General features: G+C 56.9%; 31 protein-coding genes and 1 tRNA gene. 6 read left to right on the top strand and 26 right to left on the bottom strand.

Translation table 11 applies throughout. From position 1 onward, the window contains the following. Nucleotides 1-216: 216 nt before the first annotated feature. The 3 genes from ACYVIA_RS12090 to ACYVIA_RS12080 all read left to right on the top strand — a co-directional run bounded on the left by ACYVIA_RS12090 (nt 217) and on the right by ACYVIA_RS12080 (nt 3,671). Nucleotides 217-2,559, top strand: coding sequence for a Tex family protein (locus tag ACYVIA_RS12090; RefSeq protein WP_460841068.1), 2,343 nt, complete (start codon nt 217-219; stop codon nt 2,557-2,559). Between the two features lie 196 nt (nt 2,560-2,755). Further along, entirely contained in the window at nt 2,756-3,067 is a 312-nt protein-coding gene (gene grxD, locus ACYVIA_RS12085) for a Grx4 family monothiol glutaredoxin (protein ID WP_460841066.1), read from the top strand. A 22-nt stretch (nt 3,068-3,089) separates the two neighbouring features. Next, nucleotides 3,090-3,671 carry a UbiX family flavin prenyltransferase gene (locus ACYVIA_RS12080; RefSeq protein WP_460841064.1) on the top strand — a complete coding sequence of 194 codons (582 nt, stop codon included), beginning with the start codon at nt 3,090-3,092 and terminating at the stop codon, nt 3,669-3,671. Nucleotides 3,672-3,760: 89 nt separating this feature from the next. On the opposite strand, the gene ACYVIA_RS12075 is transcribed toward ACYVIA_RS12080, so the two are convergent. The 6 genes from ACYVIA_RS12075 to petA all read right to left on the bottom strand — a co-directional run bounded on the left by ACYVIA_RS12075 (nt 3,761) and on the right by petA (nt 7,934). Beyond that, nucleotides 3,761-3,836: transfer RNA gene (locus tag ACYVIA_RS12075), tRNA-Thr, on the bottom strand. Nucleotides 3,837-3,862: 26 nt separating this feature from the next. Continuing rightward, the gene (locus ACYVIA_RS12070) at nt 3,863-4,354 is read right to left on the bottom strand and encodes a ClpXP protease specificity-enhancing factor (RefSeq protein WP_460841063.1); all 492 of its coding nucleotides are present in this window, start codon (nt 4,352-4,354) and stop codon (nt 3,863-3,865) included. An 81-nt stretch (nt 4,355-4,435) separates the two neighbouring features. Beyond that, entirely contained in the window at nt 4,436-5,047 is a 612-nt protein-coding gene (locus ACYVIA_RS12065) for a glutathione S-transferase N-terminal domain-containing protein (protein ID WP_460841061.1), read from the bottom strand. Nucleotides 5,048-5,128: 81 nt separating this feature from the next. Further along, nucleotides 5,129-5,893: a cytochrome c1 gene (locus ACYVIA_RS12060; RefSeq protein WP_460841058.1), complete on the bottom strand. Its 765-nt coding sequence runs from the start codon at nt 5,891-5,893 to the stop codon at nt 5,129-5,131. Nucleotides 5,894-5,916: 23 nt separating this feature from the next. Continuing rightward, nucleotides 5,917-7,320 carry a cytochrome b gene (locus ACYVIA_RS12055; protein ID WP_460841056.1) on the bottom strand — a complete coding sequence of 468 codons (1,404 nt, stop codon included), beginning with the start codon at nt 7,318-7,320 and terminating at the stop codon, nt 5,917-5,919. A gap of 5 nt (nt 7,321-7,325) precedes the next feature. Further along, nucleotides 7,326-7,934, bottom strand: a complete 609-nt coding sequence (gene petA, locus ACYVIA_RS12050; protein ID WP_460841053.1) for a ubiquinol-cytochrome c reductase iron-sulfur subunit — start codon at nt 7,932-7,934, stop codon at nt 7,326-7,328. Nucleotides 7,935-8,177: 243 nt separating this feature from the next. Between petA and mscL the strand changes: the two genes are divergently transcribed. After that, a complete protein-coding gene (gene mscL / locus ACYVIA_RS12045; RefSeq protein ID WP_460841050.1) occupies nt 8,178-8,603 on the top strand; it encodes a large conductance mechanosensitive channel protein MscL in 426 nt (141 codons plus the stop codon). A 10-nt stretch (nt 8,604-8,613) separates the two neighbouring features. Here the strand turns inward: mscL and ACYVIA_RS12040 are convergent, their stop codons facing one another. Both ACYVIA_RS12040 and ACYVIA_RS12035 read right to left on the bottom strand, forming a co-directional pair. Then, complete coding sequence (locus ACYVIA_RS12040) at nt 8,614-9,321, bottom strand: response regulator (RefSeq protein ID WP_460841049.1); 708 nt, start codon at nt 9,319-9,321, stop codon at nt 8,614-8,616. 76 nt (nt 9,322-9,397) lie between these two features. Next, a complete protein-coding gene (locus tag ACYVIA_RS12035) occupies nt 9,398-10,165 on the bottom strand; it encodes a Nif3-like dinuclear metal center hexameric protein (protein WP_460841047.1) in 768 nt (255 codons plus the stop codon). Between the two features lie 16 nt (nt 10,166-10,181). On the opposite strand from ACYVIA_RS12035, the gene ACYVIA_RS12030 reads away from it, so the two are divergent. After that, nucleotides 10,182-11,345 (top strand): Do family serine endopeptidase, encoded by a 1,164-nt coding sequence (locus ACYVIA_RS12030; RefSeq protein ID WP_460841045.1) that lies wholly within the window; start codon nt 10,182-10,184, stop codon nt 11,343-11,345. Nucleotides 11,346-11,357: 12 nt separating this feature from the next. After that, nucleotides 11,358-12,023 carry a DUF2461 domain-containing protein gene (locus tag ACYVIA_RS12025; RefSeq protein WP_460841043.1) on the top strand — a complete coding sequence of 222 codons (666 nt, stop codon included), beginning with the start codon at nt 11,358-11,360 and terminating at the stop codon, nt 12,021-12,023. 34 nt (nt 12,024-12,057) lie between these two features. Here the strand turns inward: ACYVIA_RS12025 and tatC are convergent, their stop codons facing one another. The 18 genes from tatC to ACYVIA_RS11935 all read right to left on the bottom strand — a co-directional run bounded on the left by tatC (nt 12,058) and on the right by ACYVIA_RS11935 (nt 24,749). Then, entirely contained in the window at nt 12,058-12,816 is a 759-nt protein-coding gene (gene tatC / locus ACYVIA_RS12020; protein WP_460841041.1) for a twin-arginine translocase subunit TatC, read from the bottom strand. Nucleotides 12,817-12,821: 5 nt separating this feature from the next. Continuing rightward, entirely contained in the window at nt 12,822-13,307 is a 486-nt protein-coding gene (tatB, locus tag ACYVIA_RS12015; protein WP_460841039.1) for a Sec-independent protein translocase protein TatB, read from the bottom strand. A gap of 71 nt (nt 13,308-13,378) precedes the next feature. Then, nucleotides 13,379-13,585, bottom strand: coding sequence for a Sec-independent protein translocase subunit TatA (tatA, locus tag ACYVIA_RS12010; protein ID WP_460841037.1), 207 nt, complete (start codon nt 13,583-13,585; stop codon nt 13,379-13,381). 58 nt (nt 13,586-13,643) lie between these two features. Then, the gene (locus tag ACYVIA_RS12005) at nt 13,644-14,015 is read right to left on the bottom strand and encodes a histidine triad nucleotide-binding protein (protein WP_460841035.1); all 372 of its coding nucleotides are present in this window, start codon (nt 14,013-14,015) and stop codon (nt 13,644-13,646) included. A 35-nt stretch (nt 14,016-14,050) separates the two neighbouring features. Beyond that, nucleotides 14,051-14,413, bottom strand: coding sequence for a phosphoribosyl-ATP diphosphatase (locus tag ACYVIA_RS12000; RefSeq protein WP_460841034.1), 363 nt, complete (start codon nt 14,411-14,413; stop codon nt 14,051-14,053). Between the two features lie 9 nt (nt 14,414-14,422). After that, complete coding sequence (hisI, locus tag ACYVIA_RS11995) at nt 14,423-14,827, bottom strand: phosphoribosyl-AMP cyclohydrolase (protein WP_460841032.1); 405 nt, start codon at nt 14,825-14,827, stop codon at nt 14,423-14,425. After that, nucleotides 14,824-15,588 (bottom strand): imidazole glycerol phosphate synthase subunit HisF, encoded by a 765-nt coding sequence (gene hisF / locus ACYVIA_RS11990; protein WP_460841030.1) that lies wholly within the window; start codon nt 15,586-15,588, stop codon nt 14,824-14,826. The genes hisI and hisF overlap by 4 nt, the downstream gene beginning before the upstream one ends. A gap of 2 nt (nt 15,589-15,590) precedes the next feature. Further along, a complete protein-coding gene (hisA, locus tag ACYVIA_RS11985) occupies nt 15,591-16,376 on the bottom strand; it encodes a 1-(5-phosphoribosyl)-5-[(5-phosphoribosylamino)methylideneamino]imidazole-4-carboxamide isomerase (protein ID WP_460841028.1) in 786 nt (261 codons plus the stop codon). A gap of 60 nt (nt 16,377-16,436) precedes the next feature. Then, nucleotides 16,437-17,075, bottom strand: a complete 639-nt coding sequence (gene hisH / locus ACYVIA_RS11980) for an imidazole glycerol phosphate synthase subunit HisH (protein ID WP_460841026.1) — start codon at nt 17,073-17,075, stop codon at nt 16,437-16,439. 38 nt (nt 17,076-17,113) lie between these two features. Then, nucleotides 17,114-17,710, bottom strand: a complete 597-nt coding sequence (gene hisB / locus ACYVIA_RS11975) for an imidazoleglycerol-phosphate dehydratase HisB (RefSeq protein ID WP_460841024.1) — start codon at nt 17,708-17,710, stop codon at nt 17,114-17,116. Between the two features lie 16 nt (nt 17,711-17,726). Further along, on the bottom strand, nt 17,727-18,815 hold the full coding sequence (gene hisC, locus ACYVIA_RS11970) for a histidinol-phosphate transaminase (RefSeq protein WP_460841022.1): 1,089 nt from the start codon (nt 18,813-18,815) through the stop codon (nt 17,727-17,729). Beyond that, nucleotides 18,806-19,600, bottom strand: a complete 795-nt coding sequence (locus tag ACYVIA_RS11965; RefSeq protein ID WP_460841021.1) for a DNA-methyltransferase — start codon at nt 19,598-19,600, stop codon at nt 18,806-18,808. The genes hisC and ACYVIA_RS11965 overlap by 10 nt, the downstream gene beginning before the upstream one ends. Nucleotides 19,601-19,619: 19 nt before the next feature. Beyond that, nucleotides 19,620-20,933 carry a histidinol dehydrogenase gene (gene hisD / locus ACYVIA_RS11960; protein WP_460841019.1) on the bottom strand — a complete coding sequence of 438 codons (1,314 nt, stop codon included), beginning with the start codon at nt 20,931-20,933 and terminating at the stop codon, nt 19,620-19,622. Between the two features lie 3 nt (nt 20,934-20,936). Continuing rightward, on the bottom strand, nt 20,937-21,587 hold the full coding sequence (gene hisG, locus ACYVIA_RS11955) for an ATP phosphoribosyltransferase (RefSeq protein WP_460841089.1): 651 nt from the start codon (nt 21,585-21,587) through the stop codon (nt 20,937-20,939). Next, nucleotides 21,587-22,837 carry a UDP-N-acetylglucosamine 1-carboxyvinyltransferase gene (gene murA / locus ACYVIA_RS11950; RefSeq protein WP_460841018.1) on the bottom strand — a complete coding sequence of 417 codons (1,251 nt, stop codon included), beginning with the start codon at nt 22,835-22,837 and terminating at the stop codon, nt 21,587-21,589. Before murA ends, hisG begins: the two co-directional genes overlap by 1 nt. After that, nucleotides 22,837-23,073: a BolA family protein gene (locus ACYVIA_RS11945; RefSeq protein WP_460841016.1), complete on the bottom strand. Its 237-nt coding sequence runs from the start codon at nt 23,071-23,073 to the stop codon at nt 22,837-22,839. Before ACYVIA_RS11945 ends, murA begins: the two co-directional genes overlap by 1 nt. A 12-nt stretch (nt 23,074-23,085) precedes the next feature. Further along, nucleotides 23,086-23,841, bottom strand: a complete 756-nt coding sequence (locus ACYVIA_RS11940) for an ABC transporter permease (RefSeq protein WP_460841014.1) — start codon at nt 23,839-23,841, stop codon at nt 23,086-23,088. After that, nucleotides 23,838-24,749, bottom strand: coding sequence for an ABC transporter ATP-binding protein (locus ACYVIA_RS11935; RefSeq protein WP_460841012.1), 912 nt, complete (start codon nt 24,747-24,749; stop codon nt 23,838-23,840). Before ACYVIA_RS11935 ends, ACYVIA_RS11940 begins: the two co-directional genes overlap by 4 nt. Between the last annotated feature and the right edge of the window lie 116 nt (nt 24,750-24,865).

Raw genomic sequence — 24,865 nt, 5'->3', positions numbered from 1 at the left:
GCTGTGTTTGACAAGTGTAGCGAGCGGTTCGGAGTGGTGTCGAGGAGCGCACGCGTACGACTGGTACGCCGAGCACCGCAGACATCAATCCGGGCCGCGCAGTAGCTTGTCAAACACGGCCTAGTCCGGCGCCGATGTTTTCCCGCACTGTCAAGACTGGCGCATTCGCATATTTTGCGTATTATTTGCCGCTTGTTTTCCTCACTCTGATTTCACATGCTGCCATCAATCGAACAACGCCTCGCCATTGAACTCGCCGCCAAGCCGGCACAGGTCGCCGCAGCCATCGCACTTCTCGACGAAGGCGCGACGGTGCCGTTCATTGCGCGCTACCGCAAGGAAGCGACCGGCGGACTGGATGACACACAATTGCGTCTTCTCGAAGAACGTCTTCGCTACCTGCGCGAACTCGAAGACCGCCGCGCGGCGATCATTGCCTCGATCGAAGAACAGGGCAAGATGACGCCAGAGTTGCTTGATTCGATTGCCCACGCCGAAGACAAGACCCGACTCGAAGACCTCTATCTGCCTTACAAGCCCAAGCGACGCACGAAAGCACAGATTGCAGCCGAAGCCGGCCTGACCGAGCTTGCCGATACCCTACTGGCGAACCCTTTGTTGAATCCGGAAGAGGAAGCCGCAAAATACCTGAAGCCTGCGTTCACGACTGCAAACGGCGACAACCCCGGCGTTGCAGACGCCAAGGCGGCCTTGGATGGTGCACGGCAAATCCTGATGGAACGCTTTGCAGAGGATGCAACGCTGCTCCAGTCACTGCGTGAATACCTGACTGATCACGGCATCGTCGAGTCCAAGGTCGTCGAGTGCAAGGAAGATGCCGGAGCCAAGTTCGCAGACTATTTCGATTATTCCGAGACGATTTCCACCATTCCTTCGCACCGTGCACTGGCTCTGTTTCGCGGCCGCCGTGAAGAAATGCTGAACGTTTCGCTACGGCTCGATACGGAAGAAGAAAAACCAAAATGGGACGCGCCGCACAATCCCTGCGAAAGCCGGATTGCAGCGCGTTTCGGCGTCAGCAACCAGGGCCGTCCTGCGGACAAGTGGCTTGCCGATACCGTCCGTTGGGCGTGGCGGGTTAAAGTGTTCATGCACCTCGAGACGGAGCTGATGACCAGTCTGCGCGAACGTGCGGAGCTGGAAGCGATTAACGTGTTTGCGCGCAACCTGAAGGATTTGCTGCTCGCGGCGCCCGCAGGGCCGCGCGCGACGATGGGCCTTGATCCTGGTCTGCGTACCGGCGTGAAAGTAGCGGTCGTGGATGCAACCGGCAAGGTGGTTGATACCTCGACCATCTATCCCCACCAGCCTCGCAATGACTGGGAAGGCTCGCTCCACTCGCTCGCTCAGCTCGCTCGCAAGCACGATGTGTCGCTGATCTCGATCGGCAACGGCACCGCATCGCGGGAAACCGACAAACTGGCGCTCGACCTGATCAAGCGGCATCCGGAATTGAAATTGACGAAGATCGTCGTGTCGGAGGCCGGCGCTTCGGTGTATTCGGCATCGGAGTTTGCTTCGCGCGAGCTGCCGGAACTGGATGTCTCTCTGCGCGGCGCAGTGTCAATTGCCCGTCGCCTCCAAGATCCGCTCGCAGAACTGGTAAAGATTGATCCGAAGTCAATCGGGGTTGGTCAGTATCAGCATGATGTGAGCCAAACCCAGCTTGCTCGCTCGCTCGACGCGGTTGTCGAAGACTGCGTGAACGCGGTGGGCGTGGACGTGAACACGGCATCTGCACCTCTGCTCGCACGCGTGTCCGGCTTGAATGCAAGCGTCGCGCAAAGCATTGTTTCTTACCGTGACATGAAGGGTATCTTCACCTCGCGCGCGGCGTTGCTCTCCGTGCCAAGACTGGGCGAGAAAACCTTTGAGCAGGCAGCCGGCTTCCTGCGGATCATGAACGGAGAGAATCCGCTGGATGCGTCGGCCGTGCACCCGGAATCCTATCCGGTGGTTGAAAAGATTCTTGCCGATATCAAGAAGGATGTGAAGGGCGTCATCGGTGACAGTAGGCTGTTAAAGACAATTAACGCAGCCAAGTATGCAGACGAGAAGTTTGGCGTGCCGACCATTACCGACATTCTGAAAGAACTGGAGAAACCCGGGCGCGACCCGCGGCCAGAATTCACCACCGCCACATTCAAGGAAGGCGTCGAAGACATCAAGGACTTGCGCCCGGACATGATCCTGGAAGGCGTCGTGACCAACGTTGCGGCATTCGGGGCGTTTGTTGATATCGGCGTACACCAGGATGGATTGGTGCACATTTCAGCACTCTCGAATACTTTCGTCCGTGACCCGCATAGCGTGGTCAAGGCAGGGCAGGTGGTGAAGGTAAAAGTGCTGGAGGTGGACGAGAAACGGCGTCGTATTGCGTTGACGATGCGCCTTGGCGATTCACCGGCGCCTGCAGGCGGGCGCCCGGATCAACGAAGCGACCGTTCTGATGCGAAACGCTTGTCCCAGCACCAGCAATCCAGGCAGCCCGTGGCAAGCAGCGCGATGGCGGCGGCATTTGCGAAATTGAAAGCTTAAGGCGCATGGCATCCCTGAAGCGGCCGATGCAGGAATGCGGCAGTGTCCGTCACTCCTTCCCTTCCAACGGCCCGGCGAGCTCATTGGATGAAGTGATCGGGATGGACTCAATACCCCTTCGACTCACCGGTCTTGCCGACGCTTACCCTGCTTTTACATATAATGGCGGTTATTCTGATTTTTTTGAGGTAACGCCATGAGCGATATTCAAGCTTGGATCAAAGACACTGTTACACAGCATCCGGTTGTGCTGTTCATGAAAGGCACCGCACAATTTCCGCAATGCGGTTTTTCCGGGCGTGCAGTGCAAATCCTGAACGCCTGCGGCATTGAGAACATTGTTACCGTCAACGTCCTCGAAGATGCCGAAGTACGCCAAGGAATCAAAGAGTACTCCAACTGGCCGACGATTCCGCAGCTGTACGTCAATGGTGAGTTTGTCGGCGGCTCCGACATCATGACCGAGATGTACGAATCAGGCGAGCTGCAGAAATTGCTGAAGCCTTGAAACAAGCGCCGGTTTCATTAGCATGTCCGGCAAACGCCTGATTATCGCCATCACCGGCGCGACCGGCGCGATCTACGGCGTTCGCCTGCTCTCCATTCTTAAAGCAACACCCGGCATCGAGACGCATCTCGTCGTGTCCGATGCCGGCGTTCTCAATCTCCACCAAGAGCTGGACTTGGCGCGCAAGGAAGTCGAAGCGCTCGCGCACGTGGTTCATAATGTCCGCGATGTCGGCGCGGCGATTGCCAGCGGCTCTTTCCTGTCAGACGGGATGATTGTGGCGCCGTGCTCCATGAAGACGTTGGCGTCCGTCGCACACGGGCTCTCCGACAATCTCATAGCGCGCGCTGCGGATGTTGTACTCAAAGAACGCCGCCGACTCGTCCTGATGGTTCGCGAGACTCCGTTCAACCTCGCACACTTGCGGAATATGACCGCTGTCACCGAAATGGGCGGCATCATTTTTCCGCCACTTCCTGGTTTCTATCATCGCCCCGGAACCATCGATGAGATGGTTGACCATACCGTGGGACGCGTGCTCGATATGTTTGACATTAAGCATAAACTCGGCCCGCGTTGGAATGGACTCAAGCCAAATACTTAAGCGCTCTCCTCTCCCCGACCAACTGTCGCACCACTCGACCGCATCCTGAAAAGAAAAACCCCATGACCAATTCGATCATGGGGTTTTATTGGTGCCGGCTGCAGGACTCGAACCCGCCACCTGATGATTACAAATCAACTGCTCTACCAGATGAGCTAAGCCGGCGGAAACTGAGAGATGGCTATTTTACTTTATTTGATCCGGGTTAGCGTAGGACGGCTGCCTTTTTTTGGTGGCTCGTTGTTGTCATCCGGACTCGAGCCGCCACCATCCACATTGGCGTCCTCACTTGGGGGCACCGCTGCAAGCGACGGAGCATCGGACTGCGTTGCCGCTCCGTCCGTACGTTCATCGTGATCAGGTATGGCGGGCGACGCTACTTCGAATGCCATGCCTTGACCATTTTCGCGTGCATAGATCGCGACAACGTTTTCTACCGGAATCGATATGTCGCGCGCCACGCCGCCGAAACGCGCATGGAACTCGATCAAATCATTTCCCATCTTGAGCCCGCTCGTGGCAGTAAAACTGACGTTCAGAACGATCTCCCCGTTCTTCACAAACTCGCGGGGCACGTGTGTGCGAGCATCCACTGCTGCAGCGAGGTAAGGCGTATAACCATTATCGGTGCACCATTCATAGATTGCACGCAGTAAGTATGGTTTGGTAGAAATCTCGGACATGTTTTCCTGACTATAACGACCTCGCTGCCTACGCCATTTTGCGCTTCCTTAAGAGCTGGCGTTGGCAGCAAGGTTGCGTTATTAGCGGCGCATCACTTTCTCGGACGGCGTCAATGCTTCGATATATGCGGGGCGGGAGAAGATTCGCTCTGCATACTTCATGAGAGGTGCTGCCGTCTTGGATAGTTCGATTCCATAATGATCGAGACGCCACAACAACGGCGCCACCGCCACATCCAGCATGGAGAACTCATCGCCAAGCATGTACTTGTTCTTGAGGAACAACGGGGCGAGGGTTGTCAGGCGATCGCGGATTTCCGCGCGAGCCTTTTCGTGCACCTTCTCGGCACCCTTGGACTTGTCGTTCTCCAGTGTATGGACGTGAACGAACAGCTCCTTTTCGAAATTGAACAGCATCAGGCGTGCACGTGCGCGCATCAGCGGGTCTGCCGGCATTAATTGTGGATGCGGGAAGCGCTCGTCAATGTATTCGTTAATGATGTTCGATTCGTACAGGATGAGATCCCGCTCGACCAGGATCGGAACCTGGCCGTAGGGGTTCATCACCGAGATATCTTCAGGCTTATTGAACAGGTCAACATCGCGAATCTCAAAGTCCATGCCCTTCTCAAACAGAACGAGCCGGCAACGCTGCGAAAATGGGCAAGTTGTGCCCGAGTAGAGAACCATCATTTTGCAGTCCCTTAGAAACAAAGGGGTGAGACGTCATACGGCTCACCCCGAAACGAAAGCCTGCACAGGCAGGCAAGCGCGCTACTTAACGTCTTTCCAGTACGACGCGTTCAAACGCCATGCGAGGAAGGTAAACACGCCCAAGAATAACAGTACCCAAACGCCCAAGCGCTTGCGGGTATTCTGTACAGGCTCAGCCATCCATTCAAGATAGGCAACCAAGTCGGCAGTGGCATTATCGTAATCGACCGCAGACATCGTACCTGGCTTGACTTGCTCGAAACCCACAAACTTGTGGATTGTCTTGCTTGGGTCGTGCGGATCTTTCTCTTCCGCGAAATTAGCGGCGCGTACACCTTGCAGCTCCCACAGCGCATGCGGCATACCGACGTTCGGGAAGACAAGGTTATTCCAACCGGTTGGGCGACTATCATCCTTGTAGAACGTACGCAGATAGGTGTAAAGCCAATCGCCGCCGGAACCCTCGCCAGATGCTTTCGCACGGGCAATTACGGACAAATCCGGCGGGGCAGCACCAAACCACTCCTTGCCATCCTGAGCCGTCATGGACACCTTCATCAGGTCACCAACTTTATCGGAAGTAAACAACAAGTTGTTCCTGATCTGCTCATCCGTCAAGCCGATATCCCGGAGTCGGTTATAACGCATCGAGGATGCCGCATGACAGTTGAGGCAGTAGTTGACGAACAGTTTGGCACCGTTCTGCAGCGCAGCCAGGTCCTGCGTCCGATTCGGTGCCTTGTCCAGCGGGAAGCCGCCCCCTGCAGCCAGCGCAACGGCCGGGACAAGAGCAAAAACTGCAATCAGTTTTTTCAACAATTTCATGATTCTTATATCCCTTTTGCGGCTTAATGCGGGTGAAAAGTGACACGGTCAGGCACAGGCTTGAACTGGCCCATCGTGCTCCACCACGGCATCAGCAGGAAGAAGCCAAAGTAGATGAATGTGCAAATCTGGGCGACCAGCGTACCTACCGGGGTCGGAGCCTGCACACCGAGATAACCCAGTATTACAAACGCAATACCAAAGACCAGATACACGAGGCCATGCCAACGCGGACGATAGCGAATGGACTTCACCGGCGAGCGGTCGAGCCACGGCAGACCACCGAGGATCAGCACCGAAACGCCCATCAGCACGACCCCCCAGAACTTCGCATCGAAAATAAACATGGCAACCAGAGCAACGATGCCAACGCCTGCAACGCCCATCTTGACCGTTCCACTCAGCTTCGACTTCAGGAGGATCAGCGCAACGTAGGCAAGCAAACCGATTTCCAGCGCATACATGAACTGCGACGTGGTCGCACGGAGAATCGAGTAGAACGGCGTGAAATACCAAACCGGCGCGATATGCGGCGGCGTCTTCAACGGATCAGCCGGAATAAAGTTGTTGTACTCGAGGAAATAGCCTCCCATTTCTGGGGCGAAGAATACAACCGTGCTGAACACGATCAGGAACACTGCAGCGACAAATACATCATGGACCGTGTAGTACGGATGGAACGGAATACCATCGATCGGCACGCCATTGGCATCCTTCTTTTCCTTGATCTCGACACCATCCGGATTATTGGAGCCCACTTCATGCAGCGCAATGATGTGCGCAACAACCAAGCCGATCAACACCAATGGAATGGCGATCACATGGAAGGAGAAGAAGCGGTTCAGGGTCGCATCAGACACAACGTAGTCGCCACGAATCCACAACGACAGGTCCGGGCCGATAAACGGAATCGCACCGAACAGGTTGACGATCACCTGCGCACCCCAGTAAGACATCTGCCCCCACGGGAGCAGGTAGCCGAAGAATGCCTCGGCCATCAGCATCAGGAAAATTCCGACGCCAAACAGCCAGACCAGCTCACGCGGCTTGCGATAAGAACCGTACAGCAGGCCACGCAGCATGTGCAGATACACAACCACAAAGAAGGCCGAAGCGCCAGTAGAGTGCATGTAGCGCACCAGCCAGCCCCAAGGCACGTCACGCATGATGTACTCAACGGACGCAAACGCAAGGTTGGCATCCGGCTTGTAGTGCATCACGAGGAAGATGCCGGTGACGATCTGGATCACAAGCACCAGAAGTGCCAGCGAACCGAAGGCGTACCAGTAGTTGAAGTTCTTCGGCGCATAGTACTCGGACAGGTGTGCTTTCCAAGTGGAGGATGCCGGGAAGCGCTGGTCAATCCAATGCAGCGCACGCGCACCGAACGGCGCCTGCGCCGTGGATGGTTTCTCTTGCAGTGCCATAGTTGTTATGCCTCGCCTTTTTCGTCTTTGCCGATGATCAGCTTGGTGTCGCTGAGGTACATGTGGGGCGGAACTTCCAGGTTATCCGGTGCCGGCTTGTTCTTGAATACGCGACCAGCGAGGTCAAACGTAGAGCCATGGCACGGGCACAGGAAGCCACCCTGCCAGTCGTCGGGCAATGAAGGTTGAGCACCCGGCTGCAACTTGGTGGTTGGTGAGCAACCGAGGTGGGAGCAAATGCCAACCGCAACCAGAATTTCCGGCTTACGGGAACGGTATTCGTTGCGCGCGTATTCCGGCGTCAATTCTGCCGGATTGCGCTCCGAATTAGGATCGGCGACCTGGCCATCGGTTTTCTTCAGCGACGCGACCATTTCCGGCGAGCGCTTCAGGATCCAGACGGGCTTGCCGCGCCATTCAACGGTCTTCATCTCGCCCGGTGCAAGACCGGCGATATCTACCTCCACCGGAGCGCCGGCGGCTTTAGCTCGCTCGGACGGCTGGAAGGTGGACACAAAGGCCCCTGCCGTAGCCAATCCGGCCACACCGCCCGCCGCACACGTAGCGACGAGCAAGCCACGTCGACCGGAATCGACCTGCTTTTCGTTACTCATACCAACCCCAATCAGTGAAAAAGCGAAATCAATACAAACCTTCTAGCAACCTTAGATTATAACGAACCGCGCACCCGATTTAAAGCAAATACGCGCGCGGTTGGCCTTTTCGCGGGAACTTTTTCTACGAGACGGTGTGCAGCCACCGTCCGATGGCGTCTTTTTTCGGTGATAATCGATCCTTGAATTAGACTTCGAATAAACGTTGTTGCGTTTTTCTTAATTTCGCAGAAGGGGACCGGTATGGGAATGATGCAGGAATTTAAGGCGTTTGCGATCAAGGGCAATGTGATCGACCTTGCTGTTGGCGTCATTATAGGAAGCGCGTTCGCAAAGATTGTCGATTCACTGGTACAGGACGTCATCATGCCGATTGTCGGCAAGTTAATCGGAGGCCTCGATTTCACTAATTATTATCTGCCTCTGAATAACCAAGGCACGCATTTGCCATTGGTCGAAGCAAAGAAATTAGGGGCGGTGTTCGCTTACGGAAGCTTCATCACGATCCTGCTCAACTTCCTCATTTTGGCGTTCATCATTTTTCAGATGGTACGCGCCATAAACAAGGCAAGAAAGAAGGACGCAACGCCGGAGCCGCAACCCGAGCCGACTCCCGAAGACATCGTCCTGCTGCGGGAAATTCGAGACGCGCTGAAAGACAAGACATGAACAGGGTCAGTTAGTCGGCCATGCGTGGCCGACCTATTTGCAACAAACCACGGCGATGAGCTTCGAACACGGCTTCACCGCGCGAGTGCACTGACAGTTTGCCGTAGATGTTCTTTATATGGGTCTGCACGGTCCCAACAGACACCGATAGGAGCTTGGCGACATCGCCGTAGCTTTCGCCTTGCGCGATCAGGTCCAGGATTACGGCTTCACGCTTGGTGAGGCCCGTTGTACTTGCATCGAACGTCTCCACTGCAGCCAGAGGTGTCTTTTTTGTCTCTCGCACTTTCGCCAGCACCAACCGTGCGATGGCAGGACTCATGGGGGCACCACCGGCCCGGAGGTCGAGAACAGCTCGCGCGATATTCGTCCCGCCCGGATCTTTCAGCACATAACCGGAAGCCCCGGCTTCAATGCACGCAAGGACACTCGCCTCATCGCTGGACATGGTCACAACCATGATGTCGGCACACGGGTGGTGGCGCGCGCAGGCATGGATGAGTTCAATACCGGAACCATCCGGCAGGCCGAGATCGGTCATCAGGACATCCGGTGATCTGCACTCCAACCATGCCAGTGCAGGTTTTACGCTATCGAACACGGCCAGAATCGTGAGCGAAGGCTCTGATTCAATTGCGCGACAGAGCGACTTTTGCGTGACAGCGTCGTCTTCGACTATCACAACCCCTACTGCATCACGCGATGTTGCATCCGACATAATTCATCCCTCATGTGGGGCAATCATACCGCGACCAAGACTAGATCCGGGAAGTTAACCAACTGTCGGAAAATAGTCACACGGGATTGACGATATCAATGAAATGGTGCCGGACGCCAAAGTACTCTGCCAAGTGCATACCAAGCGCCTGAACTCCGTATCGCTCGGTCGCGTGGTGGCCACATGCCAGATAGGCGACCCCGGACTCACGCGCCAAGTGCACCGTCGGCTCGGAGATTTCTCCGCTGAGGTAGACCGACGCCCTTGCCGTAACGGCATCGCTGAGCAGGCTTTGCGCTGCGCCGGTACACCAGGCGATCTTACCCAGAGGCTGGTCGGGCTCGCCGATGATGAGAGGAGCTCTTCCCAGTCGGGTTTCGACAACTTGGGCCAGGTCAGCCACGGTACGCACGTCCCTATCCTTCATTGAGCCTAGCCATCCCAAATTGTCCTCACCAAAGCGCCCCTCTGGAACGAGACCTAATCGGTGCGCAAGCTGTACGTTATTGCCGAACTCGGGATGCATATCGAGTGGCAGGTGATACGCAAATAGATTCACGTCCCGCTCCAGAAGGAGCTTCAGTCGTTTCTGCCTCGTACCAACCACACGCGGGTCCTCACCGCGCCAGAAGTATCCGTGATGGACAAGAATGGCATCGGCGCCTTGCTCAGCAGCCGCCTCAAGCAATGCCAGGCTTGCCGTTACCCCGGTAACGAGGGTACGAATCTCGGTCCGCCCCTCTACTTGCAACCCGTTTGGGCAATAATCGTGAAAACGGGTAATATCGAGCGCCTGCTCTAGATATTTTGCAAAACTATCCCTATTTACCGATCCAGAGCTCATCTTTCATACCCTTTTTATGCGACGTTTTTGGCTATTGTTTGCACAAACCGTGACTGTCGGTCTGGCGCTATGGTTCATTGTAGCCACGCTCAAGCCTGAGTGGGCGGGTGCATTGATGCAATCTCCGCAGGGAGCCCGAATTGCGGCGACAGTTCCTGTGCTGGAGGCACCGGCCAATAGCGTCGCCGGGCAGGGTTCTTATCGCGAGGCGGCCAAACGCGCAATGCCCGCAGTGGTCAACATCTTCACCACCAAAGGTACCAAGGAACCGAGGACGCCGTTCATGGACGACCCCCTGTTCCGCCGCTTCTTTGGTGACCAGCAGGAAGATCGCCAGTTCAGCCTCGGATCCGGAGTCGTGGTGAGTCCTGAAGGTTATGTCTTGACCAACAACCATGTGATCGAAACAGCCGACGAGATTGAGGTTGCATTGGCCGACGGGCGGAAGGCGGTCGCTAAAGTGGTTGGAACCGATCCTGAAACCGATCTGGCCGTCGTCAAGATCAATGTGGAGAATTTACCGGCGATTACGCTAGGACATGCCGAAGCAGCTAAAGTCGGTGATGTCGTGCTGGCAATCGGAAATCCTTTCGGCGTTGGCCAGACGGTCACGATGGGCATCATCTCAGCCCTCGGTCGCAACCATCTTGGCATCAACACCTTCGAGAACTTCATTCAAACGGATGCGGCCATCAATCCCGGAAACTCCGGCGGTGCGTTGATTGATGCCGAAGGCAATCTGCTCGGCATCAATACCGCGATTTACTCGCGCAGCGGCGGCTCGCTTGGAATCGGTTTTGCGATTCCCGTGTCAACGGTAAAGACGGTGATGGAGTCGATCATCAGTACAGGTCAGGTCGTCCGTGGCTGGATCGGTGTTGAACCGCAAGACATCACGCCGGAACTGGCTGAAAGTTTCGGTCTTACCAAAAAATCTGGTGCCATCATCGCCGGGGTATTGAAGGGTGGGCCAGCAGATCGCGCTGGCATTCGCCCCGGGGATATTCTGGTTGCCGTCGAAGGAAAGCCGGTGAGCGACACAACCGACATGCTGAACCTGATTGCGCAGCTGATCCCTGGGAACAAGGCTAGGATGACAGTTCTGCGAAAGAGTCAAGAATCGACGATTGACGTCGTTGTGGGAAAGCGTCCGCGACCACGACGTGAAGAACTGGAATAACTGCCCTCTGCCATGCATGTCCGCGACCTGACTCAGTTTCTTGGAGAACTATCGGCGAACAATAACCGGGCATGGTTTGTAATGAACAAGCCACGTTACGACATCCTGCGGTCCGAGTTTCTGGATTTGGTGACACGGTTAATCACAGACATCAGCAGGTTTGACCCCGCCGTAACGCACTGCAACCCGAAGAAGGCGCTATTCCGCATAAATCGCGATATGCGCTTCTCGCATGACAAAAAACCCTATAAGACAACCTTCTCCGCAGCGATCACTGCCAGCGGACTGAAGAAGCCGAGCCAAGGGGGTGGCCCTGCCTACTATTTCCATATCGATGCCGACGGAACCCTGCTGGTGGCCGGCGGTGAGTATATGCCACCGCCAGACCGCTTGCGGAAAATCCGCGAGCATGTCATCGCCGATGCGTCGGGCTTCACCAAAGTACTGCGGAACAAGAAATTGAAGGAGAGATTCGGCGACCTTCAGAATGAAGGCAAGCTCTCTCGACCACCGAAAGGCTTCAGCGCGGACGCCCCGCACATTGAGTACGTCAAGATGAAGAGCTTCATCGTCTGGTACGAAACGAGCTTGAAAAAGATACCGGCCGACCTTGGCAGTGAGTTGCTCGACGGCTTCAGAGATGCTTATCCGCTTATTGCCTGGCTTCGCCAGGTTTAAGTTCTCGACGATCGGTCGGTCAGTTCAAGTCGGGTCAGGCAGTTTCTTCCGGTGCCGTGGTCGATCGTGCGAATATCGGCGCTATCACCAGTCCAGCCTCATAAAGCAAGCACAGCGGAACTGCCAGAAGAAGCTGGCTGACCACATCGGGCGGCGTGACGACGGCCGCGATGACGAAGGCACCGACGATCACGTAGGGGCGGATTTCCTTCAATTTATCCACCGTGACGATCCCCATACGAACGAGTACGATGACAACGATTGGCACTTCGAAGGTCATGCCGAATGCGATGAACAGGGTCATCACAAAGCCGAAGTAACTTTCAATGTCCGGCGCAACAGAGATCGACTTCGGCGCAAATTCATTAATGAACTTGAAGATCACGCCGAATACGAAGAAATAGCAGAATGCGACGCCAGCGACAAACAAGGCCGATGACGAAATAACCAGCGGTGCAACCAGCTTTTTCTCATGCGCGTACAGTCCGGGCGCAATGAACGCCCATGCCTGGTACAAGACCACCGGCAATGCAACGATAAAGGCGACCAGCAGTGTGACTTTGACCGGAATGAGGAAGGGAGTAATGACTCCCGTTGCAATCATTTTGCTGCCGGCCGGAAGTGCCGACATCATTGGCATGGCCAGCCAGTCGTAGATGGTGCCGGCCCATGGCATCAGGCACAAAAACACCACGATAATCGCCAATGACGCTTTCATCACGCGATTACGCAGCTCCACCAGATGCGAGATAAAGGTGTCTCCCGCACCCGCCGTGTCTTGTTCGTCAGTCATTGAGCTCAGTGAAATGATGCGGATGTATTTCGGCGAACGCCGGCAGGCCTGTGTCTGGCGACGCGTGCGGCACCCGACATGACATGGGTCTTGCGCCCGGTCTGTTTTTTATACCAGGAAGGAACCGCCGAGGTTCGGGCCAGCTTCTTCCTGCGGAAGTCTTTTGCCTTGATCGACACCTGGTCCGGGGTCGGCTTATCAAGCAAAGGATTGGACAACGCTTCATGCACGTTGCTTTCGAGCTCGGACACACTCTGTGCGATGCTCTCTTCAACGCTGCTTGCCGCCTCTTGCATCTCTTGCTGCATCTTGCGCAGTTCATCCAGCTCGATTTCGCGACTGACCTCGGATTTGACGTCGTTGATATAACGCTGCGCCCTGCCAAACAAAGTGCCGGCCATGCGTGCCACTTTCGGCAACCTTTCGGGTCCGACTACGACCAGTGCGACAACACCGATCAGTGCGAGTTTTGACAGGCCGAGATCAATCATGAGGTGGCAAACCGGAAAAAGCAGCGTGATGCGCGCAATGGTGCATCACGCCAGATGAGACTTCGACGTGATCAGCTCTTTTTTTCTTTTGCATCGACGTCGATCGTTGCCTTCTCTCCGGCCGACGCAGATTTTTCTTCTTCGCCTTTCACACCGTCCTTGAAGCCTTTGACGGCCTTGCCAAGGTCGGAGCCGATATTGCCAAGCTTCTTCGTGCCGAAAACCAGAATAATCACCAGCAGCACGATCAGCCAGTGCCAAATGCTCAATGAACCCATTACTTTCTCCTAAACGAGCGCTTGCGCCCTAAAAACAATTCCTGCTATCGGTTACGCCTTAGCGTCGACCGCGCCAAGGACGCGGCCCACCGATGACATGCAAATGCAGATGGTACACCTCTTGACCGCCATCCGGACCAGTATTGAAGAGAGTCTTGAAACCGCCGGTACCGCTCCCCTCCGCAGATGCCTCGAAACCGCACCCCTGTTCCTGCGCCAGCTTCGGCGCAAGCAACATCATCTTGCCTAGTAAAGCCGCATGACTTTCGTTGCAGTCCGACAGTGTAGCAATATGTTGCTTCGGCACAATTAAAAAATGCACTGGCGCTGCAGGATTTATGTCGTGAAAGGCGATGAGGTTCTCATCTTCGTAAATTGCCTTTGTTGGGATCTGCTTTGCCGCAATCTTGCAGAATATGCAATTAGTCATAAGTATCCCGATTTATGTGAGGTTTTTAGTGGATGCTATTCGCCGTTGCGTTCGCGCTCAGCCAGTTTGCGATTGGCCTTTTCCTCGAGCCCTGACATGCCTTCACGCCGCGCCAGCTCATTCAGCACGTCTTGCGGGGTCAGGTCGAATTGCGCGAGCATGATCATCGAATGGAACCAGAGGTCGGCGCATTCATAGAGAACTTTTGACTTGTCCCCGGTTGCACGCGCGTCCTTAGCCGCCATGACCGTTTCGGTCGCTTCTTCGCCGATCTTTTTCAGGATCGCGTCGTCCCCCTTGGAGAACAGCCGGGCGACATACGATTTGTCTGGATCGCCGCCCTTGGCTGGCTTGCGTGACTCGATCACATCGGCCAATCGCCGTAAGGTTTCACTCATTGCTTGCTCTTACTTGTAGATGCTGTCTGGATCTTTCAATACCGGGTCGACTGCATGCCATTCGGCACTCTTTGCGTCGCCTTCGAGCTTCTGGAAGAAGCAGGAGTGCCGCCCGGTATGGCAAGCGATACCGTCGGCCTGCGTGACTTTCAGCAAAACCACGTCTTCATCACAGTCGAGTCGTATTTCATGGACCTTCTGAATATGCCCGGATTCCTCGCCCTTGTGCCAGAGCTTTTTGCGGGAACGGCTCCAGTAGACGGCCTCGCCCAGTTCCACTGTCCTGGCAAGCGCCTCGCGGTTCATCCACGCAAACATCAGCACATCATTGGAGCCGACTTCCTGAGCGATGACGGGAACGAGTCCATTCTCGTCCCACTTCACCTTGTTCAGCCATTTGGACTGGGTAGTCATGCCAGCCTCATCGGGATGCCCTGCTCGACCATGAAGCGTTTGGCTTCCTGGACCGTGTGCTGGCCATAGTGGAAGATGCTTGCCGCCAGTACCGCATCCGCCTTGCCGATCTTGATGCCGTCGGCGAGGTCCTGAAGCCCCCCGACGCCACCGGATGCAATTACTGGGATCGATACCGCATCGGATACCGCACGGGTCAAGGCAAGGTCAAACCCGCTCTTGGTGCCATCGCGATCCATGCTGGTCAGCAGAATCTCGCCGACGCCAAGGCTTTCCATCTTCTTCGCCCATGCGACCACATCAAGGCCTGTCGGCTTACGCCCGCCATGGGTGAACACTTCCCATTTGCCATCGCCGGTCTTCTTGGCGTCGATTGCCACCACAATGCATTGCGAACCGTACTTGTGCGCTGCGTCCTGCACCATTTGAGGGTTGGCGACGGCAGCACTGTTGATGCTGATCTTGTCGGCACCGGCATTGAGCAGGCGGCGAACGTCATCGACTGTGCGTACGCCCCCACCGACAGTCAGTGGAATGAAAACTTGCGATGCCACTGCTTCGATAATGTGCAGGATCAGGTCACGTTCGTCCGAAGTTGCAGTGATGTCGAGGAAGGTCAGCTCGTCGGCGCCTTGGTCGTCATAGCGGCGCGCGATTTCGACCGGATCGCCGGCGTCACGCAGCTCGACGAAATTAACGCCCTTCACCACGCGACCGGCTGTCACGTCGAGGCAAGGGATGATGCGTTTTGCAAGCGCCATGCTTATTCTTCTTCCGCCTCTTCGTGACCGCTCAGCTCGTCGGCGCGCTCTTGCGCCGCACGCAGGTCGAGTGTGCCTTCATAAATCGAACGCCCGCAGATCACGCCCTCGATACCTTCATCCTGTACTGCGCACAATGCCTCGACGTCCTTGATGTTGTGTACGCCCCCCGAAGCGATCACCGGAATGGTCATGCTCCTGGCGAGCTTGACGGTGGCGTCGATGTTCACACCTGCCATCATGCCGTCGCGGCCGATGTCGGTGTAGACGATGGCTTCACAGCCGTAGTCTTCGAACTTCTTGGCGAGATCGATGACTTCATGGCCCGACAATTTGCTCCAGCCGTCGGTTGCAACCTTGCCGTCCTTGGCGTCGAGCCCGACGATGATCTGCCCCGGGAACGCGCTGCATGCATCGTGCAGGAAGCCCGGATTTTTCACGGCTGCCGTGCCGATGATGATGTAGGACAGGCCGTCGTCCAGATAACGCTCAATAGTGTCCAGATCCCGGATGCCGCCGCCGAGCTGGACGGGGATCTCGTCAGTGCCGTTTTCGTCGGCGAAATCCCGCACTGCCTTGATGATGGCCTTGACTGCAGCCTCGTTCTTCGGCTTGCCCGCGAAAGCGCCGTTCAGGTCGACCAGATGCAAGCGCCGTGCACCCTGCGCCAGCCAATGTCGCGCCATCTGGGCGGGATCGTCCGAGAACACAGTGGCTTGGTCCATGTCACCTTGTTTCAGGCGCACGCAATGACCGTCCTTGAGGTCGATAGCAGGAATGAGCAGCATGGCTACTTTAGGTTGGGTTGAGATTAGTAAAGTTAGTAAGCAACGATTTCTCCACGGGACTCACGGCTTCCAGTGAACGAAATTCTTGTAGAGCTGCAGGCCAGCGGATGCGCTTTTTTCCGGATGGAACTGAGTGGCAAAGATGTTATCCCTTGCGACGGCGCAGGCGAACGGTCCGCCGTAATCCGTCTCGCCGGCCGTGTGACGGGGGTCGGCCGGAACCGCGTAATAGCTGTGCACAAAGTAAAAGTAACTATTGTCGGCAATGCCATTCCACAGCGGATGGGACAATGTTTGTTTGACACGGTTCCAGCCCATCTGGGGCACCTTGAAACGCGACCCGTCATCCTGGAGACGCCCTTCCAGCTGGAAGCGAACCACCTTACCAGGAAGTAATCCCAGCCCTTGGGTATCGCCCTCTTCGCTCCAGTCGAACAGCATCTGCTCGCCGACACAAACGCCAAACAATGGTTTCGAGCGCGCGGCCTCCATCAGGGCGTCCTGCAGGCCAGATTCACGCAGGCTGCGTATGCAATCGGGAATAGCCCCTTGTCCTGGCAGGACAAGGCGGTCTGCTGTACGCAGGTCGGCCAGCTCGCTGGAAATCCGCACGTCGGCTTCAGGAGCGACATGGCGCAAGGCCTGCGCTACCGAGCGCAGATTGCCCATGCCGTAATCAACAACAACGATCTTGTTCATGACAATGAATGAAATCTCTACGTGCCGCTAAGCCGCAGTTAGAGGCTGCCTTTGGTGGAGGGAATCGTTCCCGCTGCACGCGGATCCAGCTCGGCGGCCATGCGCAGTGCGCGGCCAAATGCCTTGAATACGGTTTCACACTGATGATGTGCATTCTCGCCACGCAGATTATCAATGTGCAAGCTTACCAGCGCATGGTTGACGAAACCCTGGAAGAATTCATGCGTGAGGTCGACGTCGAATGCGCCGATCATCGCGCGCTTGAAAGGCACATGGAATTCGAGACCCGGGCGTCCGGAGAAATCGACGACGACGCGCGACAGTGCTTCATCCAACGGCACATAGGCATGGCCATAACGGCGGATGCCCTTCTTGTCGCCGATGGCTTTTGCAAACGCCTGGCCGAGTGTGATGCCCACGTCTTCGACGGTGTGGTGCGCGTCGATGTGCAAATCGCCCTTGGCCTCGATATCGAGATCGATCAGGCCATGGCGGGCGATCTGGTCGAGCATATGATCCAGGAAAGGCACACCGGTATTGAGCTTCTGCTGGCCGGTTCCGTCAAGGTTGATCGCGACGCGGATCTGCGTCTCGTTGGTATTGCGAGTGACCTCGGCAATGCGTTGCGTGGGCATGTTAAGGGTTCTAAGGTTACGAAGCGAGCGACGCCTTCAAGGCATCAAGGAATAATCGGTTCTCTTCCGGGGTGCTGACGGTCACCCGCAAGCAGTTTTCCAACAATGGATGCATTTTACCGACATTTTTGATCAAAACCTTACGGTCTAACAACCGGGAAAAGACGGTGTTGGCGTCCACTGCAGCCGTTTTGATCCGTACAAGCAGGAAATTCGCTGCCGATGGGAAAACCTCGATACCGGGCATGATGGCCAGAGAAGCCGCCAGTTTGGAGCGTTCGGTACGCAACTCTGCGGCTTGCGCATCCAGTACGTTGACATGGTCGAGTACGAATTCGGCCGCAGCCTGAGTCAGCACATTGACGTTGTACGGAGGACGCACCTTGTCGAATTCGGCGAGCAACGCAGCGCTCGCAGACATGTACCCGAGGCGAATGCCTGCGAGACCAAGCTTGGAAACAGTCCGCATGACGACGAGATTGCCGAACTCCTGCAAGCGGGGCATGAAGCTCGCCTGTGCGAATGGCTGGTATGCCTCGTCCACCACGACGATGCCCGTCTCGCCGACGGCGCGGATGATATCGACCATATCGCTTTCATCGAACAAATTCCCGGTTGGGTTGTTCGGATAGGCGAGGTAGGTTATGGCCGGCTTGTGTTGCGCAATTGCCGCAAGCATTGCACTCTTGTCGAGGGAGAAGTCGGCATTGAGAGGGACGCCGACGAAATCCAGGCCTGCCAGCTTGGCGGACATGGCGTACATGACGAATCCCGGGGTCGGCGCCAGCACTTTCGCACCGGGCTTGGCGCAAGCAACGGAAAGCAGCGTAATCAGCTCATCGGAGCCATTGCCGAGGATGACGTCAAAACCTGTGGGTACGCCGAGATTCGCGCAGATCTTCTTTTTCAGTTCTGAATACGACGGCACCGGATAACGATTCATCGCCACATCCGCAAGTCGACGCCCGAGCTCAGCACGAAGATTCTCCGGCAGGGTGTACGGGTTTTCCATTGCATCGAGTTTGACGAAGCCTTCTGCGGCCGGCACATGGTACGCAGCGAGTGCCCGCACATCGGGCCGGATGATGTTTTCGATCAGGGACATAGGGTCTCGGAGGTGGATGTGGCGGCCGGGGTATCCAGCCCGGCCAGGCGGTTTTCTATGAGTGCACAGTACACGGGATTCAGCTCGAAGCCGACAAAGTTGCGGCCGCAGCGCTTGGCAGCCACTGCAGTGGTGCCGCTGCCCATGAAGGGATCGAGCACGACGCCACCCGGGGGGCAGGATGCCTTCAGCATCCGTTCGACGATCTCCAGCGGCTTCTGCGTGGGATGGTCGGCGCGCTCCCTGTGTTCGCGATGCAGGCGCGATACGCTCCACACGTCCTTGGGGTTGTAGCCGATTTCCAGCCACTTGGCGCCGACGAAGATGGAGCGCGAGCGCGCCTTCTTGGTTTCGGCGTCATAGGGAATACGCACGGCGTCGAGGTCGAAGTAGTAATCCCTCGCCTTCGCAAAAAAGCCGATGGTGTCGTGGACCGACGAGAATCGACGCGTGCTGCCGCCCATTGACGGCACCCGCCGATCCCAGATGATTTCATTCACCATCGTCATGCGCTTTTTCAGCAAGACGAAGATTTCCGGGGAATAGCGCCAGGTCAGGAAGATGTAGAAGCTACCGTTGGCTTTCAGCTTGGGCAGCGCGGCGTCGATCCATTGCTCGGTCCAGTGCAGATAGGCTTCTGCGTCGAGCTTGTCCGAATCATTGCCGTAATCCTTTCCCAGACCATAGGGCGGATCGGCGATCAGCAGATCGACGCTGGCATCCGGGATGCGCGAAAAGCCCTGCAGCGCGTCCTCGCAATGGATGCGATTAAGCCAGTCAGTCATTTCTCGTCTTCGGCGGGCATCATTTCAGCCGGTACTCGGCAGAGCGGGCGTGTGCCTGCAAACCCTCGCCATGTGCCAGCTCTGATGCAACCTTGCCTAAGGTCTGTGCACCGGCCTCGCTCACATGGATGATGCTTGAGCGCTTCTGGAAGTCGTACACGCCCAATGGTGACGAAAAGCGCGCAGTGCGAGACGTCGGCAACACGTGGTTCGGACCGGCACAGTAATCGCCCAGTGATTCGGACGAGAAGTGTCCGAGGAACATCGCGCCGGCGTGGCGAATCTTGTCAGCCCATTGCTGCGGATTTTCTGCAGAGATCTCGAGGTGCTCCGCGGCGATCAGGTTCGCAATCTCGCATGCCTCGTCCATATCGCGCACCTTGACCAGTGCGCCACGGTTGACGAGCGAGGTACGGATCACATCCTTGCGCGGCATGCCGTCGAGCTGGCGGTTGATGCTCTCTTCGACCTTGGCGATATAGCTGCTGTCAGGGCAGACGAGGATGGACTGCGCCAGTTCGTCGTGCTCAGCCTGGGAGAACAGGTCCATCGCCACCCAGTCCGGATTCGTGCTGCCATCGCAGAGCACCAGGATTTCCGACGGACCGGCGATCATGTCGATGCCGACAATGCCAAAGACGCGACGCTTTGCCGCGGCAACATAGGCATTACCAGGGCCGACGATTTTATCGACCTGCGGAATCGTCGCCGTGCCATAAGCCAGGGCGCCGACAGCCTGCGCACCGCCGATGGTGAATACGCGATCGACACCGGCGATCGCTGCGGCCGCAAGCACCAGCTCATTCTTCACACCATTCGGTGTGGGCACCACCATGATGATTTCCTGCACACCAGCGACCTTGGCCGGAATCGCATTCATCAGGACGGACGACGGATACGCCGCCTTGCCGCCGGGGACGTAGATCCCGACGCGATCAAGCGGCGTTACCTTCTGCCCCAGCACAGTGCCATCCGCCTCGGTATAGGTGAAGCCGTTACTGCCGGTTTCTGCTTTCTGGCGTTCATGGTAGGCGCGCACACGATCGGCCGCTGTCTGCAGTGCCGAGCGGCGTTGCGGCGACAGGCTGTTCAGTGCAGCGCGCAACTCGTCGTGCTGGATTTCGAGGGTGGCGACACTACTTTCGTCGAGCTTGTCAAAGCGGTTGGTGTACTCCAGTACGGCTACATCTCCCCGCGCCTTCACATCGGCGAGGATCTGCGCAGCAGCGCGGTCGATCGCTTCATCTTCGCTGGCTTCGAACGCAAGCACGGCGGAAAGCTGGGCCTTGAAGTCGGAAGCGGACGAATCAAGCTTTCGGATCTGGATCGGCATGTCTCACCTCGCTTTGGATGCAGCCTCGAACGCTTCGAGGATCGGTTGCAGGCGTTCGCGCTTGAGTTTCAACGCGGCCTGGTTGACCACCAGGCGCGACGAGATATCCATGATGTGCTCGACTTCAGTGAGGTTGTTCGCACGCAGCGTGCTGCCTGTGCTGACGAGATCCACGATCGCATCGGACAGGCCAACCAGTGGTCCGAGCTCCATGGAGCCGTACAGCTTGATCAGGTCCACATGGACGCCCTTCGCCGCAAAATGCTCGCGTGCGCAGTTCACATACTTGGTCACCACACGCAGGCGCGCGCCCTGGCGCACGGCGCTAGCGTAATCGAATCCCGCCGGAACGGCGACGGACAAGCGGCACTTGGCGATATTCAGGTCGATGGGCTGGTACAGGCCTTCACCTCCGTGCTCAAGCAGCACGTCCTTGCCGGCGACGCCAAAATCGGCCGCACCGTATTGCACATAGGTCGGCACGTCGGAGGCGCGCACGATGATGACGCGCACATTCGGATCGTTGGTCGGCAGGATCAGTTTGCGCGACTTCTCCGGATCTTCCGTGACCGTGATGCCGGCCGCCTGCAGCAGCGGCAATGTCTCTTCAAAAATGCGGCCCTTGGACAGAGCGAGGGTCAGTTGCTGGTTCATCATTTCACTCGCTCAATCTTGGCACCGACGCCGGAAAGCTTGACTTCCATGCGGTCGTAGCCGCGATCCAGGTGGTAGATGCGGTCAACCAGTGTCTGGCCCTGTGCCGCAAGCGCGGCAATCACCAGCGACGCCGAGGCGCGCAGGTCGGTGGCCATGACAGGCGCGCCAACCAGTTTTTCCACGCCCTGCACGACGGCGGTATGGCCGTCGATGTCGATGGAGGCGCCCAGGCGGTTCAACTCCTGAACGTGCATGAAGCGGTTTTCGAAGATGGTTTCGGTGACGCGGCTGCTGCCTTCTGCGATGCAGTTAAGCGCCATGAACTGCGCCTGCATATCGGTCGGAAAGCCCGGGTATTCGGTCGTGCGGAAGCTGACCGCTTTCGGGCGTGCCGACATTTGCACGCGAATCCAGTCGTCGCCAGCAGTAATGATTGCACCGGCTTCGCGCAACTTGTCGAGTGCAACGTCCAGGATGTCACTGCGGGTACGTTTGAGTATCACGTCGCCACCGGCTGCGGCGACTGCACACAGGAAGGTGCCGGTTTCAATCCGGTCGGCGATGACGGTGTGCGCTGCACCATGCAACTGGTCGACACCCTGAACCACCAGACGGTCGGTACCAATGCCATCAATCTTTGCGCCCATGGCGACGAGTAAATGCGCCAAGTCCGTCACTTCCGGCTCGCGCGCTGCATTCTCAAGCACCGTCTCGCCGTCCGCCAGCGCTGCAGCCATCAGCAGGTTTTCCGTGCCGGTGACAGTAATCATGTCGGTGACAATGCGCGTGCCTTTGAGCTTCTTTGCCTTCGCGTGAATATACCCGGCTTCGATCGCAATCTCTGCGCCCATTGCCTGCAGGCCCTTGATATGCTGGTCAACCGGACGCGATCCGATTGCGCAACCGCCGGGCAGGGACACCTTCGCTTCGCCGAAGCGTGCGACCAGCGGACCGAGCACAAGAATCGAGGCGCGCATGGTCTTGACCAGTTCATACGGTGCTTCGCACTTGTCGATCGCGCTGCCGTTGAGCGTCATGCGTTCACCGTCCTGCTCGACGCGCAACCCCATTTGCCGCAACAACTTGAGCATCGTGTTCACATCTTGCAGATGCGGAACATTGGACAGCTCAACCGTGCCCTCAGTGAGCAGGCCAGCGCACAGTATGGGGAGGGCCGCATTCTTGGCACCGGAGATCTCGATTTCGCCGGACAGGCGATTGCCTCCGGTAATAAGCAGTTTGTCCATTATTGCTGGAACTCTTCCGGAGTCAGGGTTTTCATTGACAAGGCATGGATTTCCTGGCGCATGCGATCACCGAGCGCCGCATAGACGAGCTGGTGGCGCTGAATCATGCGCTTGCCGGCAAAGGCGTTGGAAACGATGACGGCGCTGAAGTGCTGACCGTCTCCTTCGACTTCAACATGAGTGCAGTCAAGGCCGGCGGCGATGTAGCTTTTTACTAGCTCTGGAGTGGGCAACATGGTTCTTGCTTTCTAGTGGCGCAGCTTGTAACCGGACTTCAGCAAGTGGATTGCGAAGCTGGCAAGCAGCACAAAAAATATGGAAACGATCGAGAAACTGATCGTCGGATTCACGTCGGACTGGCCGAAAAAGCCGTAACGGAAGCCGTCAATCATATAAAAAAACGGGTTGAAATGGGACACTGTCTGCCAGAAAGAAGGCAGCGAGTGGATCGAGTAGAACACGCCCGACAGGAAGGTCGCCGGCATGATCAGGAAGTTTTGGAATGCTGCGAGCTGGTCGAACTTCTCTGCCCAGATACCAGCGATCAACCCCATCGTGCCGAGGATCGCCGCGCCAAGCAGGGCGAAAATGGCAATCCACCACGGCGCAGCGAACGTCAGCTTGGCGAACCATGCGGTGATGAGGAATACGCCCGCACCCACGGCAAGTCCGCGCACCATGGCAGCCAGCACATAGGCGCCAAACAATTCCCAATGCGACAACGGAGGCAGCAATACGAAGACGAGATTGCCGGTAATCTTGGACTGGATCAGCGATGATGAGCTGTTGGCGAAAGAGTTTTGCAGCACACTCATCATGACCAGGCCGGGAATCAGGAACGAGGTGTAGCGCACATCCGGATACACCTGCACATGTTCTTCCAGCACGTGACCGAAGATCAGCAGGTAAAGCATCGCCGTCAGGATCGGGGCAGTAATGGTCTGCGTCGCGACTTTCCAGAAGCGCAGCACTTCTTTGTAGAACAGCGTCTGAAAGCCGATCACTTTTCGCCCTCCATGATCTGGATGAACACGTCTTCCAGGTCGGCCTGTTGCAGCTGCATGTCCTCGATCACAGCACCCGCTTCCCGCAGCCTGGCGAGGATGGGCTCGACGTCGGTATATTCATTCACGCGCAATGTGTACTTGTTGCCGGACACCAGCTCGTCCGGATGCGAGACCAGTGGCTTGAGCGCATCCGGCAACGTCCCGTGCGCCAGCCGCACAACCAGTTGCGAACCGGAGATGCGCTTGATCAGCGCAGAAGTGGAATCCAGCGCGACCACCTTGCCGGCCTTAAGCATGGCCACGCGGTTGCACAGCGCCTGCGCCTCTTCGAGGTAATGCGTGGTAAGGACGATCGTGTGCCCTTCCCGGTTCAGGCGCGAGATGAACTTCCACAGCGTCTGCCGAAGCTCTACGTCAACGCCTGCAGTCGGCTCATCGAGAACGATTACCGGCGGCTTGTGCACAAGCGCCTGCGCAACAAGAACGCGGCGCTTCATGCCGCCCGACAGGGCACGCATGTTGGTATCCGCCTTGCTCGTCAAGTCGAGGTTCGCCATCACCTCGTCGATCCACTTGTCGTTGTTCTTCAGCCCGAAATAGCCTGACTGCATGCGCAAGGTTTCGCGCACGGTGAAAAAGGGATCGAACACCAGTTCCTGCGGGACAACGCCAAGTCGCTTCCTGGCTTGGCGGTAATCACGCACGACGTCATGACCAAGGATCGAGACCGTTCCCGAATCTGCCCGATTAAGTCCGGCGACAATCGAAATAAGCGTGGTCTTGCCCGCACCGTTCGGGCCGAGCAGACCGAAGAACTCGCCTGCTTCAATGGACAGCGTTACGCCACCAAGAGCCTGGAGCGACTTGTAGCGCTTAGCGACGTTGACGATTTCGAGAGCAGCCATGAGGCTTGGATCGATCTAAGAAGTGAAGGCCGACGCAAAAAGGTAGGGACTTGCGGCGAACCCTTGATTATATTGGATTTCCGGACGGGAAACCGGAATAGACGACGGACGACTGT

Source organism: Noviherbaspirillum agri (genome assembly GCF_054780595.1).
The sequence above is the reverse complement of the archived record's forward strand: the minus strand, read 5'-3'. Positions and strand labels throughout refer to the sequence as shown.

Bases quoted from the DNA above. Each gene is read 5' to 3' on its own strand.
- ACYVIA_RS12090 (WP_460841068.1), top strand. From the start codon at position 217: ATGCTGCCATCAATCGAACAACGCCTCGCCATTGAACTCGCCGCCAAG.
- grxD (WP_460841066.1), top strand. From the start codon at position 2,756: ATGAGCGATATTCAAGCTTGGATCAAAGACACTGTTACACAGCATCCG.
- ACYVIA_RS12080 (WP_460841064.1), top strand. From the start codon at position 3,090: ATGTCCGGCAAACGCCTGATTATCGCCATCACCGGCGCGACCGGCGCG.
- ACYVIA_RS12070 (WP_460841063.1), bottom strand. From the start codon at position 4,354: ATGTCCGAGATTTCTACCAAACCATACTTACTGCGTGCAATCTATGAA.
- ACYVIA_RS12065 (WP_460841061.1), bottom strand. From the start codon at position 5,047: ATGATGGTTCTCTACTCGGGCACAACTTGCCCATTTTCGCAGCGTTGC.
- ACYVIA_RS12060 (WP_460841058.1), bottom strand. From the start codon at position 5,893: ATGAAATTGTTGAAAAAACTGATTGCAGTTTTTGCTCTTGTCCCGGCC.
- ACYVIA_RS12055 (WP_460841056.1), bottom strand. From the start codon at position 7,320: ATGGCACTGCAAGAGAAACCATCCACGGCGCAGGCGCCGTTCGGTGCG.
- petA (WP_460841053.1), bottom strand. From the start codon at position 7,934: ATGAGTAACGAAAAGCAGGTCGATTCCGGTCGACGTGGCTTGCTCGTC.
- mscL (WP_460841050.1), top strand. From the start codon at position 8,178: ATGGGAATGATGCAGGAATTTAAGGCGTTTGCGATCAAGGGCAATGTG.
- ACYVIA_RS12040 (WP_460841049.1), bottom strand. From the start codon at position 9,321: ATGTCGGATGCAACATCGCGTGATGCAGTAGGGGTTGTGATAGTCGAA.
- ACYVIA_RS12035 (WP_460841047.1), bottom strand. From the start codon at position 10,165: ATGAGCTCTGGATCGGTAAATAGGGATAGTTTTGCAAAATATCTAGAG.
- ACYVIA_RS12030 (WP_460841045.1), top strand. From the start codon at position 10,182: ATGCGACGTTTTTGGCTATTGTTTGCACAAACCGTGACTGTCGGTCTG.
- ACYVIA_RS12025 (WP_460841043.1), top strand. From the start codon at position 11,358: ATGCATGTCCGCGACCTGACTCAGTTTCTTGGAGAACTATCGGCGAAC.
- tatC (WP_460841041.1), bottom strand. From the start codon at position 12,816: ATGACTGACGAACAAGACACGGCGGGTGCGGGAGACACCTTTATCTCG.
- tatB (WP_460841039.1), bottom strand. From the start codon at position 13,307: ATGATTGATCTCGGCCTGTCAAAACTCGCACTGATCGGTGTTGTCGCA.
- tatA (WP_460841037.1), bottom strand. From the start codon at position 13,585: ATGGGTTCATTGAGCATTTGGCACTGGCTGATCGTGCTGCTGGTGATT.
- ACYVIA_RS12005 (WP_460841035.1), bottom strand. From the start codon at position 14,015: ATGACTAATTGCATATTCTGCAAGATTGCGGCAAAGCAGATCCCAACA.
- ACYVIA_RS12000 (WP_460841034.1), bottom strand. From the start codon at position 14,413: ATGAGTGAAACCTTACGGCGATTGGCCGATGTGATCGAGTCACGCAAG.
- hisI (WP_460841032.1), bottom strand. From the start codon at position 14,827: ATGACTACCCAGTCCAAATGGCTGAACAAGGTGAAGTGGGACGAGAAT.
- hisF (WP_460841030.1), bottom strand. From the start codon at position 15,588: ATGGCGCTTGCAAAACGCATCATCCCTTGCCTCGACGTGACAGCCGGT.
- hisA (WP_460841028.1), bottom strand. From the start codon at position 16,376: ATGCTGCTCATTCCTGCTATCGACCTCAAGGACGGTCATTGCGTGCGC.
- hisH (WP_460841026.1), bottom strand. From the start codon at position 17,075: ATGAACAAGATCGTTGTTGTTGATTACGGCATGGGCAATCTGCGCTCG.
- hisB (WP_460841024.1), bottom strand. From the start codon at position 17,710: ATGCCCACGCAACGCATTGCCGAGGTCACTCGCAATACCAACGAGACG.
- hisC (WP_460841022.1), bottom strand. From the start codon at position 18,815: ATGTCCCTGATCGAAAACATCATCCGGCCCGATGTGCGGGCACTCGCT.
- ACYVIA_RS11965 (WP_460841021.1), bottom strand. From the start codon at position 19,600: ATGACTGACTGGCTTAATCGCATCCATTGCGAGGACGCGCTGCAGGGC.
- hisD (WP_460841019.1), bottom strand. From the start codon at position 20,933: ATGCCGATCCAGATCCGAAAGCTTGATTCGTCCGCTTCCGACTTCAAG.
- hisG (WP_460841089.1), bottom strand. From the start codon at position 21,587: ATGAACCAGCAACTGACCCTCGCTCTGTCCAAGGGCCGCATTTTTGAA.
- murA (WP_460841018.1), bottom strand. From the start codon at position 22,837: ATGGACAAACTGCTTATTACCGGAGGCAATCGCCTGTCCGGCGAAATC.
- ACYVIA_RS11945 (WP_460841016.1), bottom strand. From the start codon at position 23,073: ATGTTGCCCACTCCAGAGCTAGTAAAAAGCTACATCGCCGCCGGCCTT.
- ACYVIA_RS11935 (WP_460841012.1), bottom strand. From the start codon at position 24,749: ATGGCTGCTCTCGAAATCGTCAACGTCGCTAAGCGCTACAAGTCGCTC.